Consider the following 16,778-nt stretch of genomic DNA (forward strand, 5'->3'; position numbering starts at 1 on the left):
GCGTTGGTCGTTCGGTGGTTATGGCGAGGGGGAAACACCCGGTCCCATCCCGAACCCGGTAGTTAAGCCCCTCAGCGCCGATGGTACTGCATGGGAGACTGTGTGGGAGAGTAGGACACCGCCGGACTCATATTGGGTGAGGCCCCGCCATTTCGATGGCGGGGCCTCACTGCTTTTCCGGGGTATTCGCCCATGCGGGCCGCCCGCATTCAGGGGGTCAGCACGACTCTTCCGAAGACGTTTCCCGCGTCCATTTCGCGGTGGGCCAGTGCCGCCTGGCTCAGTGGCAGCACGTCGTGGACGACCGTGTGCAGCTCCCCGCGCGCCGCGCCCGCGAACTGCGATGCCCGTACGGCCTGCCGTTCCGGGGCGGGCACGGTGTCGGAGCTGAACGTGCTGAACGTCAGCGACTTGCGGAAGGCGTCCATCAGCCGCATGCCGAAGTCCGTCGGCGGCTGCCCGCCGATAATGCCGACGGCCATGTACCGACCGTTGGCGTTCAGCTTGTCCAGGAAAAGAGGAAGCTCACGTCCTCCCACGACATCGACCACGACGTCGAAGCCCGCCGGAGCGTCGGAACCGCCCTCGCCGGACCGGTCGAGGACATGGGTGGCGCCCAAAGCCCGCAGTCGCGCACCACGCTCCGCCGACGAGGTCGTGACCGCCACTGCGCTCGCGCCGCCCCGAGCTGCGAGCTGGACCGCTGTGATCCCGATGCTGCCCGCCGCGCCGCGCACGAGCACCGTCTCGCCCGGTGTGAGGCGGGCCCGGTCGAGGGCGAAGTGCGCGACCACGCCGGACCCGCCGAGTGTCACCGCGTCGGCGCCGGCCAGGTCGTCGGGCAGCGGGAGGATGTCCTCGACCGCGGCGACGGCCTGCTCGGCGTAGCCGCCGGACAGGCCGGTGAACGCCCACACCCGCCGCCCTATCCACGAGGTGTCCACGCCGTCTCCCACCGCGGTGACCGTTCCGGCGACCTCGCTGCCGAGGAGATGGCCCTCCCGGAAGCCGTAGGCGGCGAGCGCTCCCCGGCGGATCAGGGCGTCCACGCCGCCCACCCCGATCGCCTCGGTGGCGATCCGCACCTGGCCGGGGCCGGGGACGGGCACCGGGAGATCGACGATCTCCAAACCCTCGGCGTCTCCGAACGTCCTGATCACGACGGCTTTCATCTCTGCTCCTCGGGTCGGTGGACGAAGCCGGACGGCGGCTCCGACCTCGGAACGTAACGGACGCCCCCGTCCGCTTGACTAAAGTGAGAAGCGATGAGCGACCATCTGCCTCAGACCGTGCGTTCCGACGCCCGTGAGAACCGGGCGCGGATCCTCGAAGCCGCCCGCGCGGTGTTCGGCGAGCAGGGTCTGAGCGCGCCCATGCGGGAGGTCGCCCGGCATGCGGAGGTCGGCCCCGCCACGCTGTACCGGCATTTCCCGACCAAGCAGGCTCTGATCGCGGAAGCCTTCGCGGAGCAGCGCCGGGCCTGCCATGCCGCCGTCCGCGACGCCCTTGCGGACCCGGACGCGTGGCACGGATTCCAGAGCCTGATCGAGCGGATCTGCGAACTCCACGCGCGCAGTCGCGGGTTCGCCGACGCCTTCATGGCGGCCTTCCCGCAGGCCATGGACTTCGCCGCCGACCGGGAGCGGACGCTGCGCGCGGTCACCGAGCTGGCCCGCCGCGCCCAGGAGTCCGGACGGCTGCGTCCGGGCTTCGTCGTCGACGACCTGGTCCTCATGCTCATGGCACACCGCGGCCTCCAGGACACGCCGTCCGGCGCCGCGCTCGAGGCTTCCCGCCGTTTCGCGGCCTACGTGATCGAGGCGTTCCGCGCCGCACCGGAGCCGGAAGCGTCCGCGCCACTGCCGCCGGCACCCCGCCTGCGACTCACGCACTCGCCCGACCGTCCGCGCGCCGGTAGCCGACGCGGCTGACGGCCGGTCGGGCAGCTCGGCCCGCCCGGGCGACGGTCGGGCGGAGGCGGCCTGGCCGGGGAACGTGCGCAGGGAACGGCTTGATCATCTTCTGTTGACCGGGGCGGACGCCGGGGTCACGGTGGAGGTCTACGCGCGGGCTCTCGGGATGGAGGTCGTGACGTTCGGGGTCGGGTGCGGACGGCGCCGCGGTCCGGGGCCTGCAAGATCGATCTGCGCGGGGCCGGGCCGGAGTCCGGACCTCGTCCTCATCGGGGTCGGTGATCATCTCGGGCGGACGCGACCCGTGTGAACTGGGGGTCCGCGGGAATGCCGGGGGCGGGAGGTGCCGGGCATGGGCGGGGAGCGGTGGAGTCTCGGAGGGATGCTGGCGGCGGCCGAGGACGCGGCGCCGGTGGACTCGCTGGACGTGGTGGCGCGGGCCCTGCGGGAGCGGTTCGGCGCCAACGAGGTGTCGTTCCTGTTCACCGATCTGGTCGGACGGCAGCTGGTCCGGGTGTCGGAGGACGACGCGGCGCGGGGCGGGCGCAGCGCCGAGCGTGTCCCGCTGGCGGGCAGCGACTACGAGAAGGTGCTGCGCGCGCAGCGTCCCCTGCGGGTGCCGGGTGAGGGCGACAAGGGGCGGGTGATCGCGCCGGTCACCAACCGCGGCGACCCGATCGGGCTGCTGGAGGCGACGCTGCCCGCGCTCGACGACCGGCTGGTCGAGGAGATCGCCGAGGCCGCGCACGCGCTGGCCTACATCGTCATCACCGACGGGCGCTTCACCGATCTCTACCACTGGGGGCGGCGCACCACGCCGACCAGCCTGGCCGCGGAGATCCAGCACCAGCTCCTGCCGGACGCCGCGTGCTGCGAGGCCGCGAACCTGACGTTCGCGGCGACGCTGATGCCCGCGGACGGCATCGGCGGCGACACCTACGACTACGCCCTCGACCGCGAGACGCTGCACGTGTCGATCACCGACGCGATGGGGCACGACGTGGACTCGGCGCTGATGGCGACCGTCCTCGTCGCGGCCCTGCGCAACGCGCGCCGCGCGGGAGCGGGCATCGGCGAGCAGGCGCGCATGGCCCACCACGCGCTGCTCGCTCACGGGCGGGAGGGCCTGGCCACCGGGCAGTTGCTGCGCGTGAGCCTGGACGGCAGCGCCGTCGAGGTGGTCAACGCTGGCCATCCCCTGCCGCGGCTGCTGCGGGACGGCGAGGTCGAGCGGGTGCAGCTGCGCGCGGACCTGCCCTTCGGCATCGACCCGCCGGACGGGACGGACGATCCCTACCGCGTCCAGTACCTGGATCTGCATCCCGGGGATCGCCTGCTGCTGCTCACCGACGGCCTGGAGGACCGCAATGCCTCGTCCGTCGATCTCGACGGGCTGCTGCGCGACACCCGCGGCCAGCATCCGCGCGAGGTCGTCCAGATCATCACCGGGGCGGTGGCGCACGCCTGCGCCGGCGAGCTCCAGGACGACGCCACCGTCGTCTGCCTGGACTGGTTCGGGCCGAGGCCGACCCGGCGTCACACCGCGGGTGGTTCGCGGTCCACCGCCTCCGGCACCTGAGTCCTGCGCCGGGACCGCGCTGCGGCGACGGCGGCGAGGGTCAGGACCATCGCCGTGGCCGTCGCGCCGCCGGCGAGCATGACGGTCGAGGGGGACGTGCGGTCCACGATGAGGCCGCCGGTCAGCGCTCCGGTGGAGAAGGTCGCCTGGAACGACGCGGTGAACAGGACGGACGCGGCCTCCGGCGTCCGGGGAACGGCGGTCGCGAACCAGGTTTGGGAGCAGACCGGAATCGCTCCGTAGCCGGCTCCCCAGACGGCGAGGACCAGGGCCGCGCCCGCCGCGCCGGTGCCGAGCACGGGAAGGGCCAGGGTGGCGACGGCGATCAGGGATCCCGCGATCGCCGAGGTCAGCGTCGGACGCCTGGTGATCGCCTGACCCGCGAGGAAGTTGCCGGCCAGCCCCGCGACGCCGTAGAGCAGCAGGAACGCCGACGGGGAGACGTGCGTGACCTCTTCCAGGAACGGCGTCACGTAGGTGTAGGCGCCGAAATGGGCCAGGACGATCAGCACGGTCAGCGCCAGGGCCGTCCGGATGCCGCGCGAGCGGAGCGCGCCGGCCAGGACGTCCAGGCGGGTGGCGTGGTCGGCGGGCAGCGGCGGGAGCAGGACGGCCAGCGCGGCCAGGACGGCGAGCGAGAGCGCGGCCATGACCGCGAAACTGGTCCGCCAGCCCGCCGCGTCCCCGACCAGCGTCCCCAGCGGGACGCCGAAGACCGACCCCAGCGGGACCGACGAGAAGATCACCGCCGTGGCGCGGGGCACCCGCGGCGGCGCGACCAGCCGCTCGGCCAGTCCCGCCGCGACCGACCAGAAGCCGCCGATGACGACGCCGACGAGCACGCGCGAGAGCAGCATCGCCCAGAACGCCGGAGCGGACGCGGCCAGGACGTTCGCCAGAGCGAGCAGGAGCATGCACGCCCCGAGCATCAGCCGCCGGTCGAGCCGCGCGGTCGCGACGGTCAGCGCGGGCGCGGAGACGGCGGCCAGGTAGCCGGGCATGGTCATCATCAGGCCGGCGGTGCCGTCCGAGACGGTGAAGTCCGAGCCGATGGACGTCAGCAGCCCGACCGGAAGGATCTCGGTGGTGACGATCGTGAAGATGCCCGCCGTGACCGCGAGCACGGCGGGCCAGCCGGGCGTTCGGGTGCGGGGCGGGGACGGCGGCGCGGCCGTGGAGGGCATGGCGGTCCTCGGAGGGAGACGGCGGATGGCGTCTCCGACCTAACCGGGAAGCGGCGGGCCGGGGCTGGCAGGAACGCGACGACATAGTGACCCGCCGATCTGCCGGGAGCGCGACGACACAGTGACCCGCCGATCTGCCGGGAGCGCGGCGGCATCGGGGGCCCGCGGGGCTGGGCGCGGGCCCGGCGGGCGCGTCAGGCGGTACGGCGTCGGACGAGCCAGAGCGTCGCGGCGCCGAGGGCGACGGCTGCGGCGAGCATCCAGCCGGCCTCGATGAACTGGAACGGCCAGAAGCGTCCGGACGGGTGGTAGTGCGTCACGATCTGGTAGTGCCGCTCGGTCAGGTAGTCGCGGAACCGGGCGTTCGGCCGGTTGTCGGTCGCGGCCTGGAACTGGACGTACAGGCGGTGCTGCTCGGCGGCGCCGACCACCGCGCCGGACGGGCCCCGGTACGACTTGCCGACGCCCCAGTCATGCGCGCCGATCTTGTCGATCGTCGTCTTGGCGGGCATGTAGTGCGGGCGGAGGACGAAGACGGTCAGCAGCATCACCCCGAACGTCGCGGCGAAGGACGATCCGATCGCGACGATCACGCGCCTGGCCAGCACCCCGGCGAACACGCCGACGGCGAACCCGAGGACGGTCTGCGCCGGGAACGCGAGGCCGCCGAACTCGAACTCCAGGTAGGAGCCGAAGCCGGTCGGGAGGGCGCGCAGGAACGGCCCGTCCCAGAACTGGAAGGCTGGGCCGAACGCGGCGCCCGCGACGGCCAGCGCCAGCGAGAGGACGGCCAGCTTGGTGACCAGCCAGCGCGTGCGGCCCGCGCCCTGCGTCCAGGCGAAGCGGAACGTGCCGGTCTCCAGCTCGCGCGCGATGAGCGGTCCGCCGACGAACGCGCCGATCGCGGAGGGCAGCACCAGCAGGAAGATCAGCAGGAGGTGCGCCGTCTGGTACCGGGCGTTGAACTCGATCGACAGCCGGTCGCACCGCGTGCCCGGAGCGAAGGACGCGCACTTGTCCATGCCGAGCTGGTCGAAGGTGCTGCGCGCGTCGAGGCCGCCGAACACGAGCAGCGCGGCGAGGACGGCCAGCAGCGCCGCGGTGCACCCGATCGCGAAGCGGTGCTGCCGCCAGGTGACCCACACGGCGCCGAACCGGGGGAGAGCGGCGGACGGGACGGTCGTCATCGGGCGACCGCCTTCGGGCCGGGCAGCGCGGCCGCGGCGGGTTCGCGCATGTACGTCAGGACGAGTTCCTCCAGGGACACCGGGTGGCACTGCCAGCCGGGCGGGACGTGGCGGATGTCGGCGGCGCGGACGAGCAGGTGCGCCTGCGCGAACGCGCGCCGGTCGCGGACGACCGGGAACAGCGCGGCGACCTCGTCGGCCTGCTCGGCCGGCCCGACCAGGACGTGGTGCCCGCCGGTCAGGTCCTCGACGTCGCCGGACACCTGCACCCGGCCGTCCTGGAGGACGACCAGGTGGTCGCAGACGCGTTCGAGCTCGGCGACGACGTGGGACGAGAAGACGACCGACACGCCGTCCTCGGCGACCGCGGCCATCAGCGACGCCATGAAGTCGTGCCGGGCGAGCGGGTCGAGCGCGGCGAGCGGCTCGTCCAGGACGAGCAGGCCGGGGCGCTTGGCCAGGGCCAGGGTGAGCGCGACCTGCGCGCGCTGCCCGCCGGACAGGGCGCCGACGCGGCGGCCGAGCGGGATGCCGAGTTCGGCGAGGCGCGCGCGGGCCCTCGCGCCGTCCCAGCGGCGGTTCAGGTTGCGTCCGACGCGGAGCATGTCGGCGACGGACAGGTTCCGGTAGAGCGCGGCGTCCTGCGCGACGAACGCGACCATATCGAGCGCGTCGGCGGAGCCCGCCGGATGCGCGCCGAGCACGCGGACCTCGCCGGTCGTCGGCGGCGTGAGCCCGACGGCCATGCTGAGGAACGTGGTCTTGCCCGCGCCGTTCGGGCCGACCAGCCCGACGACGTGCCCGGCGGGGATGCTCAGCGAGCAGTCGCGAAGCGCCCACGCGCGGCCGTACCGCTTCCCGAGCCCGGAAGCCTCGATCGCGACCTCGTTCACGCGATGCCCTGTCGGGAAGTCGTTCACGCGATGCCCTCCGTCCGATCGTCGCGTGCGTCGCGTGCGTCGCGGGAGGCGGGGGCGGCGGGGGCGGCGGGAGTGCCGGAGCGGTGGTCCTGGAGGGCGGCGGTGAAGAGGGCGGACATGCCCGCCTCGTCCAGTCCGGCGGCGGACGCGGCGGCCATCCACTCCAGCAGGGTGCGGCGAAGGCCGGCCTGCTCGCGGAGGCCGGCGCGGTCGAGGGTGCGCTCGACGAAGGTGCCCTGGCCGCGGCGTCCGGCGACCAGGCCGCGGTGCTCCAGCTCGCGGTACGCCTTGAGCACGGTGTTCGGGTTGATCGCGAGCCCGGCGACGACGTCCCGGACGCGCGGAAGCTGGTCGCCGACGTGCAGGTGGCCGAGCCGGAGCGCCTGCTCCACCTGCTGGACGAGCTGGAGGTAGGTGGGCACCCCCGAGCCGGGATCGAGCCGGAACACGATCGGCGACGGCCCTTTATCTATAACCATAGTTATAGAGTTAAAGGGTGATCGTCGCGAGCTGTCAACCCGCCGCCTCCGCCGGCGCGGCCCTACGGGACGAGGCCGAGGGAGCGGGCGCGGAGGCCCGCCTGGAAGCGGGACTCGGCGTCCAGCAGCTCCATGAGCTCGGCGACCCGGCGGCGGTAGGTGCGCAGCGAGACGCCCAGGCGGCGGCAGGCCGCCTCGTCCTTCATGCCCTCGGCGAGCAGCGCGAGGATGGCGCGGCTCTGCTCGCCGAGCGCCGGGACCGGGCCCGTGCGGTCGGCCAGGTCGGTCGCGCCGTGCCAGGTCGTCCAGTACAGCGCCAGGATGCCCGCGACGACGGCGGGCGTGCGGACCACGGTGAACTCGCGGTCGCCGCCCGCGCGGGGACCGGCGATCACCGCGACCCGCCGGTCCACGACGATCGTCTCGTGCGGGATCGAGCCGTCCAGGATCCGGACGCGCGGGCCGCGCCCGGCGAGGCCGGTCAGCAGCCGGACGGCCGTGGCGTCGGCCAGCACGCCGCTGCCGTAGAGCTTGTACGCCTTGACGCCCGGGTGGTTCCGCCGCGCGGCGACGATCTCCTCGCGCGCACCCGGAAGCGCCCACGTGCGCGGATGCTCGGCCGCGCACACGAACTCCTCGCGCGCGCCCGCGAACAGCGGCCCGGCCCGTTCGACCAGTTCGCGTTCACCGCGCAGGACGACGTTCTCGTCAGGGTTCGTGCTCACCGTCCCCAGTGTCGGGCAGGTTGGCAGCTTGGTGCCACCGGCTCGCCGACCCGCGCGTCCGCCGCGAGGCTCGTCCCATGACGACCTTCGACCTGGGCGGCGACCTGCGGATCCGGCGGATGGGCTTCGGCGCGATGCGGCTTCCCGCGCGCGAGCGGGGCGGCCCCGCCAACGACCGCGAGACCGGTCTCGCCGTGCTCCGCCGCGCGGTGGACCTCGGCGTGAACCACATCGACACCGCCGCGTTCTACTTCTTCGGCGACCTCACCGCGAACGGCATGATCCGGGACGCCCTGCGCCCCTCCGCGGACGGCCTGGTCATCGCGACCAAGGTCGGCCCGCGCCGGGCGGCGAGTCGATCGCCGAGCGGTTCGAGGTGCTCGCCGGGCTCCGCGAGGAGGGCCTGATCCGGCACCTCGGCGTCAGCCACGTGGACGCCGTCCAGCTCGCCGAGGCGAGCGCGATCGCGCCGGTCGCGGCCCTCCAGAACCGGTTCGACGTGACGCAGCCCGCCGACGTCGAACTGCTCCGGACATGCGAGCGCGACGGCATCGCCTACGTGCCGTACTTCCCGCTCGGCGGTTTCGGCGTGCCGGACGACGCGCGCCTCAAGGCCGTCGCCGCGCGCCACGGCGCCACCGCGGCGCAGGTGCTGCTGGCCGGGCTGCTGGCGCTGTCGCCGGTGACGCTCGCCATCCCCGGGACGTCCTCGCTGGAACACCTCGAGGAGAACGTCGCCGCCGGAGAACTGGAGCTCACTTCGGAAGATCTGCGAGAGCTTCAGGGGTGACGTGAAGCGGGGCGGGCTCGGTCGGCGTCAGGTCGAGGAGCAGCTCCTCGATCGGCTCGTCCAGCGCGAGTGCGGCGGCGCCCGGGGCCGGTCGCGGACGGCGCGGCACCGGCGTGCCGGACGACCCGCCCCGCCCCCGGTAGATGACCAATCCGTGCACCGGGTCGGGGACCGCGTCGAACGCGGCCCGGACGCCGGGGAGCTCGCGCCAGAGCAGCCAGTCCTGCTCGTCCGGGAAGCAGACCTCCAGGACCAGGCCCCAGGGGGTGACGTCCCAGAGCCATCCGAGGGCGCGGTGCGTGAGCGCGGACTCGACCAGCGTGTCCTGCCAGGCGTCGCGCCACGAGCGCGCCGTCTGGTCGCCGTTGAACACCTCGACGGACCACCAGTCCATGGCGACCACGGTAGGTCCGGGCGGCGGCGCCGGCCAGTCTTGGCCGCGGTTCGGCATGAGTCGGGCGTCGCGGGACTTCTCGCCGCATGTGGCCAGCGGCGCGGACGTACCGGACCGGCGGGGCACAATCCCTGCCGGACGGGCAGGCTTCCCCCGCTGGGACGAGGAGGTGCGCATGGACGTCCGGTCTGCGGCCGCGAGAGTCCCGGTGGCTGGGGTCCTGGCGGCGGGAGCCTTGGTGACCGCGCTCGCCGGATGCGCTGGCGGGGGATCGTCCACGCAGAACATGGACACGCCGGGGCACACGCTTCCCGCGCGGTCGCCGCAGGCGTGGCTGCTGGTCGGCACCACCTCGCGCGGCACCGCCCTGACGGACGAGACCGGCTCGGCGCTGTACGCCTTCGTGCCCGCGCGCGGGCAGTCGGCCGAATGCGCGGGGACGTGCCAGACGATGTGGCCGCCGGTCCTCACCAGTGGCGCACCGCGCGCGGGCGCGGGCGCGCGGAGCGAACTTCTCGGGACCGTCCGGCGGCCGGACGGCACGACCCAGGTCACCTACGCCGGACGTCCGCTGTACCGGTTCGTGAAGGACTTCTACGTCGGGCAGGCGCGCGGGCAGCGCCTCTACGACTTCGGTGGCGTGTGGTACCTGCTCGACGCCTCCGGCGCCCCGCTCTAGGTGTCGTTGAAGGACTGCGGGACGATCACGCGCAGCGCGTTGCCGAGCAGCCGGATCTCGACGGGCGTGCGGGCGCGGATCTCGCCGTCCACGTCCACCGGCAGCGGCGGGTCGGTCGCGATCCGGACGTGCTGGGTGGTCAGGAACGCCGCCTCGTCGAGCGACCGCCACGGGCCGGTCAGCACGTGCCGCGCGGTCGCGGACGCCAGCCGCAGCCGCCGCTCGTCGCCGAGCCGGTAGACCGCGAGCAGCCGGTCGTCGGGGCTCGCGTCGCGCGCGATGCGCTGCCCGCTGTGGTGCGCGCCGTTCGCGATGTTGAGCTGGTGCGTCGCGACCTCGGTGGTCTCGCCGTCGATCTCGATCGTCGCGCGGAACGCCTCGTGCCGCGGCAGCAGCCGCGCCGCCGTCAGCGCGTACGCCGGACGGCCCAGCACCCGCTTCAGCTCGTGCGGGACGTGCCGGGCGACCTCCACCGACAGCCCGAGGCTGACCATGTTCGCGAACACGTGCCCGGCCTTATCGCCCACACCGCTCGCGTCGCGAGTGCCGCCCGCGCTGTTCGCGTCGCGAGTGCCGCCCGCGCTGTTCGCGGTGCGAGTGCCGCCCGCGTCGCCGGGCTGGCTCGCGTCGCCGGTGGCTTTCGCGGCGGGTGCGGGGCCGGTGTCGTCGGTGCCTTCGAACCAGCCGACGTCCACGTCCGCGACCTTGCCTTCGGCGAGGACGTCCACGGCGCCGGCGAGGTCCATCGGGAGTTCGAGGCTGCGGGCGAAGTTGTTGGTGGTACCGAGGGGGAGGACGCCGAGGGCCGTGTCGCGGTGCGCCAGGTGCCGGACGGCCTCGGCGACCGTGCCGTCCCCGCCGCCGACGACGACCAGGTCCGGGTCGTCCGCCAGGACGCGGTGGAACAGCGGCCGCAGCCCGGCCGGGTCGGTCACCGGGACGATCTCGCCGAACTCCAGCCCGGCGGCGGTCAGCAGCGTGCGCGCCCGGCCGTACAGGCGGCGGCCGCGCCGGGACCTGGCGTTGACGATCAGCACGGCGCGGCCCGACCCGCCCCTGATCGCGGACTCCAACTCCTTCTTCGAACGCGGCAAGACATCCCTTTCGTTGATTACCGAGCGTTATAACACGCTTGGTAGTGGGGATAAGTTCTCTAGAGTAGAAGGTTTTGAGCGGGGCGGAATGATGCGGCGGCACGGCTGGGTCGGGGCTGGACTGATCACCGGCGCGGCACTCGCGGGATGCGCGGGGCTGGCGGTGACCTCGGGATATCTGCTGCGGCTCCCATCGACACTGCCCCTGTCCATCGCGCCCGGCGGCCCGGCGCCCACGTCCGCGCCCGCGGCCGACGACGGCGCGACCGTCGTCGGCGAGCGGCGGCGCGGCGAGCGGACGCTCGACCTGGCCGTCCGGTCCCCGGTCCTCTCGCACGTCGTGCACGTGCGGCTGCTGCTGCCGCCCGGCTGGCGGCGCGGCTCCACCCGCACCTACCCCGTGCTGTGGCTTCTGCACGGGATGCGCGGCGATCACACCTCCTGGACCGGGCACACCGACGTGGACCTGCTCACCGCCGACCTGGACGTGCTGGTCGTGATGCCTGACGGAGGCTCGTGCGGCCTCTACACCGACTGGTGGAACCGGGGCGCGGGCGGGCCGCCGTGCTGGGAGACCTTCCACCTGACCGAGCTGCGGCAGATCCTCGAACGCGGCTACGGGGCCGGGACGTCCCGCGCGGTCGCGGGCGCCGGGGCGGGCGGCCTGGGCGCGCTCGCGTACGCCGCGCGGCATCGCGGACTCTTCCGCGCCGCGGCGTCGTTCAGCGGCCCGCTCCACACCCTGCACAACGAACCGCACGGCCTGGACGTCTCCGACCTCGTCGAGCTGGCCGTCGCGGTCGGCTCGCGCGGCGCCGACTGGGCCGACGTCTGGGGCGACCCGCGCGAGCAGCGGATCGTGTGGCGGCAGCACAACCCCTACGACCTGGCCGACCGGCTGTCCGGCGTCCGGCTGCACGTGGCGTCGGGGGACGGGTCGCCCGGCCCGTTCGACCCGCGTCCCTCGCGCGCGCCCGACGTCCTGGAGCGCCTGTCGCGGACGCTCAGCGGCGAGTTCGCCGGGAAGCTGCGCAAGCTCGGCATCCCGGTCTCCACCCACTTCTACCGGGGCACGCACAGCTGGCCCTACTGGCAGCGCGAGCTGCGCGCCGCCCTGCCGCTGCTCCTCGCCGACCTCTCCTGACCGCGTCGTCCCGGTGCCGGCCGGCCGGGCCCGCGGTTCGACCGGCTAGGCTCGCGGCGTGACTGAACCGCGTTCGGATTCGTGGGTGCCGGAGGTCTGGCGCGAACTCGGGCTGCCCGGGCTGATCGACGTGCACGTCCACTTCATGCCGCCGCGCGTGACCGCCGCCGTCTGGCGCTACTTCGACGAGGCCGGACCGCTCGTCGGGGCCGAATGGCCGATCCGCTACCGGTGGCCCGAGGACGAGCGGATCGAGCACCTGCGCGCGATGGGCGTCCGCGCCTTCACCTCGCTGCTGTACCCGCACAAGCCGGGCATGGCCGAGTCGCTGAACGCGTGGGCGGGCGAGTTCGCGGACCGCGTCCCCGAGTGCGTCCGGACCGGCACGTTCTTCCCGGAGCCGTCCGCCGCGTCCTACGTGCGGCGCGCGCTGGACGCCGGGACGCGCGTGTTCAAGGTCCACCTCCAGGTCGGCGGGTTCGACCCGCGCGCGGACGAGCTGGACGAGGTGTGGGGCATGCTCGCCGAGTCCGGCGCGGTCGCGCTCGTCCACGCGGGGTCGGGACCGGTCGCGAACGGCTTCACGGGACCCGGGCCGTTCGGCGACGTCCTGGCGCGGCATCCCCGGCTGCGGGCGATCATCGCCCATCTCGGCGCGCCCGAGTTCACCGGGTTCTTCGACCTCGCCGACCGGTACCCGGGCGTCCACCTGGACACGACCATGGTGTTCGTCGACTTCACCGGCGGGCTCGGCGTCTTCCCCGCGGCCGAACTGCCGCGCCTTCGCGACCTCGGCCTGGCCGGGAGGATCCTCTTCGGCACGGACTTCCCGAACATCCCGTACACGTACGCACACCAGCTCGAAGGGCTCACGCGGCTCGACCTGGGCGACGCGTGGTTGCGCGCCGTCTGCTGGGACGGCGCGGCGAAGCTCCTCGACCTCTCCTGACCGACCCGGGAGTCAGTGACCGCACGGCGGCGGGCCGCTCGACGGCAGGCCGTTCGACGGGAGGCCGTCCGACGGCGGGCCGTTCAATGCCCGGCCGTTCGGTGGCGGGCCGCTCGGTGCGGCGGCGGGGTCCTTGGGCCGTTCTTCGGGGACGTGCCTCGGCCCGTGCGGGTCCTCGCAGTGGAACTCGTCGTCCACGTGATCGACTTCGAGGGTCGTGTGGCCGATGCCGTAGCCGTCCCGCAGCAGCTCCTGGAGATCGCGCCGGACGCCGTGGCAGTTGCCGTCCGGATCCACCAGGACGTGCGCCGACAGCGCCGGGTAACCCGAGCCGACCTCCCAGACGTGCAGGTCGTGCACCTCCCGGACGCACGGCCGCGCGGCCAGCCGCGTCCCGATCTCCGCCGGGTCGAGGCCCGCCGGGGCCGCCTCCATCAGCACCCGGCCCGCCTCCCGCAGCAGGTTCCAGCCCGCCTTGAGCATCAGCGCCGCGACGACCAGCGACGCGATCGCGTCCGCGCGGGCGAACCCGGTCAGCCAGACGACCAGGCCGGCGATCGTCGTGGAGATGAACGCGTACAGGTCGTTGAGGATGTGCTGGAACGCGCCCTCGACGTTCAGGCTCGACCGGTTCGCCTTGCTGAGCAGCCAGGTCGCGAGGACGTTCACGCCGATCCCGGCCAGCGACGTCCAGAACACGAGCTCGCCCTCGACCCGCGGCGGCTCGACCAGCCGCTGGACGCCCTCGTACACGAAGTACGCGGCGAGCAGGATCAGCGTCAGGCCGTTCAGCTGCGCCGACAGGATCTCGGTCCGGCGCAGCCCGTAGGTGTAGCCGCCGCGCGGCGGGCGCGCCGCGATCCGCATCGCGACCAGCGCCAGGACGATCGCGAACGCGTCGGTCAGCATATGCGCCGCGTCCGACAGCAGCGCCAGCGACCCGGCGACCAAGCCGATCGCGACCTCGCCCGCCATGAACGCCAGGATCAGCGCGAGCGCGCCCGCGAGGTAGCGCTGGTCCGCCCCGGCCGCCACCGCGTGCCCGTGCCCGTGGCCGTGCCCGTGGCCGTGGCCGTGTCCGTGGCCGTGTCCGGGCCCGGTGCGCTCGTGGCCGTTGCCGGGGCGGTCGTCGCCGGCGGCGGTCTTCGTCATGGAACTGCCGTTACGTCGTATGAAGGCCTGCTCATATGAGCGAATATAGCTCATCGCGATCAGGTACGGCCGTGACCCCCGGGTGCGGTGTTCCCCGAGGTGGGCGAGGGATGCCTGGCGCCCGAGGGGCTGTCGTGGGGCGGTCCGGCGGGTGTACCGCCGCCGGACGTGGCGGGGGCCGTGGAAGTGGACGTGGAAGTGGACGTGGGCTTCGACGGAGCGGTCTTCGACGGAGCGGGCGGCGGCGGAGTGGACCATGGCGGAGCGGGCGGCGGCGGAAGGCCGGGCGTCGAGCCGGGTTTGGACGGCACGGGAGCCGGCGCGGGGGAGAGGTCGCCGCGCGGTGACCCGCTCGGTGCGGGCGCTGGCGCGGAGTGGACGTGCGGCGCGGCCGTCCCTGGCGCGGGCTCGGGGATCTGCGGGCCGTCCTGTGCGCCCTGGGTTCCGCGAGGGCGGGTGAACGCGCCGCCGCCGTCGGGGTCGGAAAGGACGAACGCCTGTGCGGGTGCGCGTCCGGGACGTATTCTCGTCACCTTTCCGGCATGGAAGTCCGGCCAGGACGGCCCCGAATATCGGGCGCCCGTAGGAGAGATTCGGGGATCGGGTGCGGTGAGCGGATTGCCGCAATTGCACTTTACGGCCGGAATTCCGAACTCATTGATCAGCACGCCCGTTCCGGCCTCCAGGACGGCGGGCGCGCCGGTCGCCTTCCCGTCGCGGAACCCGTGGTTGGTGACGAGCGTGTCCGCGCGGAGCCGGACGGGCGTCAGCCGGGCCACGTAGGCGGCGATCGCGGACGGCTCGATGCGCTGCACCGAGGCCCATGCGTCCGCCCGGTCGGGATGCGCCATCAGGAACGTGACCAGGCGTTGCTTGTCGCAGGACGACGTCCGGCGCGTCCCGCCGTAGAGGCCGGGGGAGTCGCCGGTGCTCGTGCCGCCGGGCGGGGGCGTCCCCGCGTGCGCGGACGCCAGCCGCTGGTCCGTGCCCCGCGCCGGAGCGTAGGGATCGGGGCCGGGGTCGCCCACCGTGAGGCGGGCGATGGTCGTTCCCGCGCCCGCACAGCCCGCCGCGCCGAAAAGAGCAAGAAGGATTGTCGTGACCGCTGCGGCCGCCATGGAGAACCCGCGCCGCCGGAAATGGATCTGCGTCATCACCGTTCCTCGCTCGGCATCGAACGGTCCTATACTCTTCGATGGCACGGCTCGGCCGAGCGGTCGCTTTCGAATGGTCGTGGTTCTGTTACCGGGAGTCCGCGCGATGGCCGTTCCGAAAACCCCGTTTCCCCTGCTTTCCACGGATCCCGACCGGCTCGGCGGGCACCGGCTGGTCGGCCGCCTCGGCTCCGGCGCGCAGGGCGTGGTCTACCTCGGCGAGGGCCCGGACGGGCTCGCCGCGGTGAAGCTGCTGCACGAGGGCCTGCTCGACGACCCCGCCGCGCACGCCCGGTTCGTCCGGGAGGTGGCGGTACTGCCGCGCGTCGCGGGATTCTGCACGGCCCGCTTCCTCGGCGCCGGCGTCCGGGACGACCGCCCCTACATCGTCAGCGAGTACGTTCCGGGCCCGTCGCTGCGCGACCTGGTCACCGAGCACGGCCCCCGCCGCGGCACCGACCTCGACCGCCTGGCCGTCAGCTCGATCACCGCCCTCGCCGCCGTCCACCGCGCCGGAATCGTCCACCGCGACCTGAACCCGCGCAACATCCTGCTCGCTCCCGACGGCCCCCGCGTGATCGACTTCGGCATCGCCCGAGCCCTGGACCTCCCCACCGCGCCCTCCGCTGTGCCGTCCGCTGTGCCTTCCGCGTCCGGCGCTGCTCAACAGGTGGCCACGACGACCGGGACGCTCGTGGGGACGCCTGCCTACATGGCGCCGGAGCAGGTCACGGGCGGGCCGGTCGGCCCGGCCGCCGATCTGTTCTGCTGGGCCGCGACCCTATTGTTCGCCGCGACCGGCGAGGATCCGTTCGGCAGCGGCCCCATCCCGGCCGTCCTGTACCGGATCGTGCACGAGACGCCCGACCTCTCGGCGCTTCCGCCGCACCTCGCCGGGCCCACTGCCGCCTGCCTGGCCAAGGACTCGAAGGATCGTCCGAGCGCCGAGGCGATCCTGCTCGGCCTGCTGGGCTCGCCGGTCACCTCACCCGAAACCGGCCCGCCGCCTCGGTCGGACGCCAGGAGACGGCGTTCGCCGGCGCTCGCCGCCGGGCTGTGCCTGGCCTGCGCCCTCGCCGCTCTCGACGTGACGGCCCTCGCGCTGCTCGTCGCCCGTCCGGATCTCACCGCCGGACGTCCCGGAGAGCTACTGGTCGGGGCCGCCGCGTCGTTCGGGGTCCTCGCCGTCGTGACGTTCGTGGCGGTCGTGCCCGCCTGGCGCGGCGTGCGCGGCGCGCTCTGGACGGTCGTCGCCGCCCGGATCGCCCGGGTCGCGCTGTGGGGCGCGTGGAGCCTCCGCGTCCCGGTGCGGGCACCCGCCCTGGTCATGCAGGCGGCGCTGTCCGCGCTCGTCGCGCTCCTCCTGCTCTGGGCGGCCCGCGACCGCCGGCGTGGGCGGGGGGCAGATGAGCGAGGCTAGGCGGGCGGGGTTAGG

General features: G+C 73.8%; 18 protein-coding genes and 1 rRNA gene. 9 read left to right on the top strand and 10 right to left on the bottom strand.

Annotated features, from left to right (window positions below):
- Positions 1-10: 10 nt before the first annotated feature.
- A 5S ribosomal RNA gene (rrf, locus tag ACFPCY_RS20735) occupies positions 11-127 on the top strand.
- Positions 128-209: 82 nt separating this feature from the next.
- Here rrf and ACFPCY_RS20740 read toward each other — a convergent pair.
- Positions 210-1,172, bottom strand: a complete 963-nt coding sequence (locus ACFPCY_RS20740; RefSeq protein WP_378257537.1) for a zinc-dependent alcohol dehydrogenase family protein — start codon at positions 1,170-1,172, stop codon at positions 210-212.
- 93 nt (positions 1,173-1,265) lie between these two features.
- Here ACFPCY_RS20740 and ACFPCY_RS20745 point away from each other — a divergent pair, with 93 nt between their 5' ends.
- Positions 1,266-1,931, top strand: coding sequence for a TetR/AcrR family transcriptional regulator (locus ACFPCY_RS20745; RefSeq protein WP_378257539.1), 666 nt, complete (start codon positions 1,266-1,268; stop codon positions 1,929-1,931).
- Positions 1,932-2,265: 334 nt separating this feature from the next.
- On the top strand, positions 2,266-3,492 hold the full coding sequence (locus ACFPCY_RS20750; RefSeq protein ID WP_378257541.1) for a PP2C family protein-serine/threonine phosphatase: 1,227 nt from the start codon (positions 2,266-2,268) through the stop codon (positions 3,490-3,492).
- Here the strand turns inward: ACFPCY_RS20750 and ACFPCY_RS20755 are convergent.
- The 5 genes from ACFPCY_RS20755 to ACFPCY_RS20775 all read right to left on the bottom strand — a co-directional run bounded on the left by ACFPCY_RS20755 (position 3,450) and on the right by ACFPCY_RS20775 (position 7,987).
- A complete protein-coding gene (locus tag ACFPCY_RS20755) occupies positions 3,450-4,676 on the bottom strand; it encodes an MFS transporter (RefSeq protein WP_378257543.1) in 1,227 nt (408 codons plus the stop codon). The two genes, ACFPCY_RS20750 and ACFPCY_RS20755, sit on opposite strands and share 43 nt — an antisense overlap.
- Before the next feature lie 194 nt (positions 4,677-4,870).
- On the bottom strand, positions 4,871-5,863 hold the full coding sequence (locus tag ACFPCY_RS20760; protein ID WP_378257545.1) for an ABC transporter permease: 993 nt from the start codon (positions 5,861-5,863) through the stop codon (positions 4,871-4,873).
- A complete protein-coding gene (locus ACFPCY_RS20765) occupies positions 5,860-6,783 on the bottom strand; it encodes an ABC transporter ATP-binding protein (protein WP_378257547.1) in 924 nt (307 codons plus the stop codon). Before ACFPCY_RS20765 ends, ACFPCY_RS20760 begins: the two co-directional genes overlap by 4 nt.
- Positions 6,780-7,262 (bottom strand): GntR family transcriptional regulator, encoded by a 483-nt coding sequence (locus tag ACFPCY_RS20770; RefSeq protein WP_378257549.1) that lies wholly within the window; start codon positions 7,260-7,262, stop codon positions 6,780-6,782. The genes ACFPCY_RS20765 and ACFPCY_RS20770 overlap by 4 nt, the downstream gene beginning before the upstream one ends.
- Before the next feature lie 62 nt (positions 7,263-7,324).
- Positions 7,325-7,987, bottom strand: a complete 663-nt coding sequence (locus tag ACFPCY_RS20775; RefSeq protein WP_378257551.1) for a helix-turn-helix transcriptional regulator — start codon at positions 7,985-7,987, stop codon at positions 7,325-7,327.
- A gap of 77 nt (positions 7,988-8,064) precedes the next feature.
- On the opposite strand from ACFPCY_RS20775, the gene ACFPCY_RS20780 reads away from it, so the two are divergent.
- Entirely contained in the window at positions 8,065-8,394 is a 330-nt protein-coding gene (locus tag ACFPCY_RS20780; protein ID WP_378257552.1) for an aldo/keto reductase, read from the top strand.
- Entirely contained in the window at positions 8,346-8,777 is a 432-nt protein-coding gene (locus ACFPCY_RS20785; protein WP_378258427.1) for an aldo/keto reductase, read from the top strand. The genes ACFPCY_RS20780 and ACFPCY_RS20785 overlap by 49 nt, the downstream gene beginning before the upstream one ends.
- Here ACFPCY_RS20785 and ACFPCY_RS20790 read toward each other — a convergent pair.
- The gene (locus tag ACFPCY_RS20790; protein ID WP_378257553.1) at positions 8,743-9,171 is read right to left on the bottom strand and encodes a hypothetical protein; all 429 of its coding nucleotides are present in this window, start codon (positions 9,169-9,171) and stop codon (positions 8,743-8,745) included. The genes ACFPCY_RS20785 and ACFPCY_RS20790 overlap by 35 nt on opposite strands.
- A gap of 175 nt (positions 9,172-9,346) precedes the next feature.
- Here ACFPCY_RS20790 and ACFPCY_RS20795 point away from each other — a divergent pair, with 175 nt between their 5' ends.
- Positions 9,347-9,850, top strand: coding sequence for a COG4315 family predicted lipoprotein (locus ACFPCY_RS20795; RefSeq protein WP_378257555.1), 504 nt, complete (start codon positions 9,347-9,349; stop codon positions 9,848-9,850).
- On the opposite strand, the gene ACFPCY_RS20800 is transcribed toward ACFPCY_RS20795, so the two are convergent.
- Positions 9,847-10,944 carry a diacylglycerol/lipid kinase family protein gene (locus tag ACFPCY_RS20800; RefSeq protein ID WP_378257556.1) on the bottom strand — a complete coding sequence of 366 codons (1,098 nt, stop codon included), beginning with the start codon at positions 10,942-10,944 and terminating at the stop codon, positions 9,847-9,849. The two genes, ACFPCY_RS20795 and ACFPCY_RS20800, sit on opposite strands and share 4 nt — an antisense overlap.
- An 88-nt stretch (positions 10,945-11,032) precedes the next feature.
- Here ACFPCY_RS20800 and ACFPCY_RS20805 point away from each other — a divergent pair, with 88 nt between their 5' ends.
- Positions 11,033-12,088 (top strand): alpha/beta hydrolase, encoded by a 1,056-nt coding sequence (locus ACFPCY_RS20805; protein WP_378257557.1) that lies wholly within the window; start codon positions 11,033-11,035, stop codon positions 12,086-12,088.
- A 58-nt stretch (positions 12,089-12,146) separates the two neighbouring features.
- Positions 12,147-13,037 (top strand): amidohydrolase family protein, encoded by an 891-nt coding sequence (locus ACFPCY_RS20810; RefSeq protein WP_378257558.1) that lies wholly within the window; start codon positions 12,147-12,149, stop codon positions 13,035-13,037.
- A 12-nt stretch (positions 13,038-13,049) separates the two neighbouring features.
- Here the strand turns inward: ACFPCY_RS20810 and ACFPCY_RS20815 are convergent, their stop codons facing one another.
- Both ACFPCY_RS20815 and ACFPCY_RS20820 read right to left on the bottom strand, forming a co-directional pair.
- Positions 13,050-14,189 carry a cation diffusion facilitator family transporter gene (locus ACFPCY_RS20815; RefSeq protein ID WP_378257561.1) on the bottom strand — a complete coding sequence of 380 codons (1,140 nt, stop codon included), beginning with the start codon at positions 14,187-14,189 and terminating at the stop codon, positions 13,050-13,052.
- A gap of 59 nt (positions 14,190-14,248) precedes the next feature.
- Complete coding sequence (locus ACFPCY_RS20820; RefSeq protein WP_378257563.1) at positions 14,249-15,343, bottom strand: DUF6777 domain-containing protein; 1,095 nt, start codon at positions 15,341-15,343, stop codon at positions 14,249-14,251.
- Between the two features lie 106 nt (positions 15,344-15,449).
- Between ACFPCY_RS20820 and ACFPCY_RS20825 the strand changes: the two genes are divergently transcribed.
- Positions 15,450-16,763 (top strand): serine/threonine-protein kinase, encoded by a 1,314-nt coding sequence (locus ACFPCY_RS20825; RefSeq protein WP_378257564.1) that lies wholly within the window; start codon positions 15,450-15,452, stop codon positions 16,761-16,763.
- Positions 16,764-16,778 lie beyond the last annotated feature (15 nt).

The sequence above is a fragment of the Actinomadura gamaensis genome (assembly GCF_042652125.1).
Taxonomy (GTDB): Bacteria; Actinomycetota; Actinomycetes; order Streptosporangiales; family Streptosporangiaceae; genus Spirillospora; species Spirillospora gamaensis.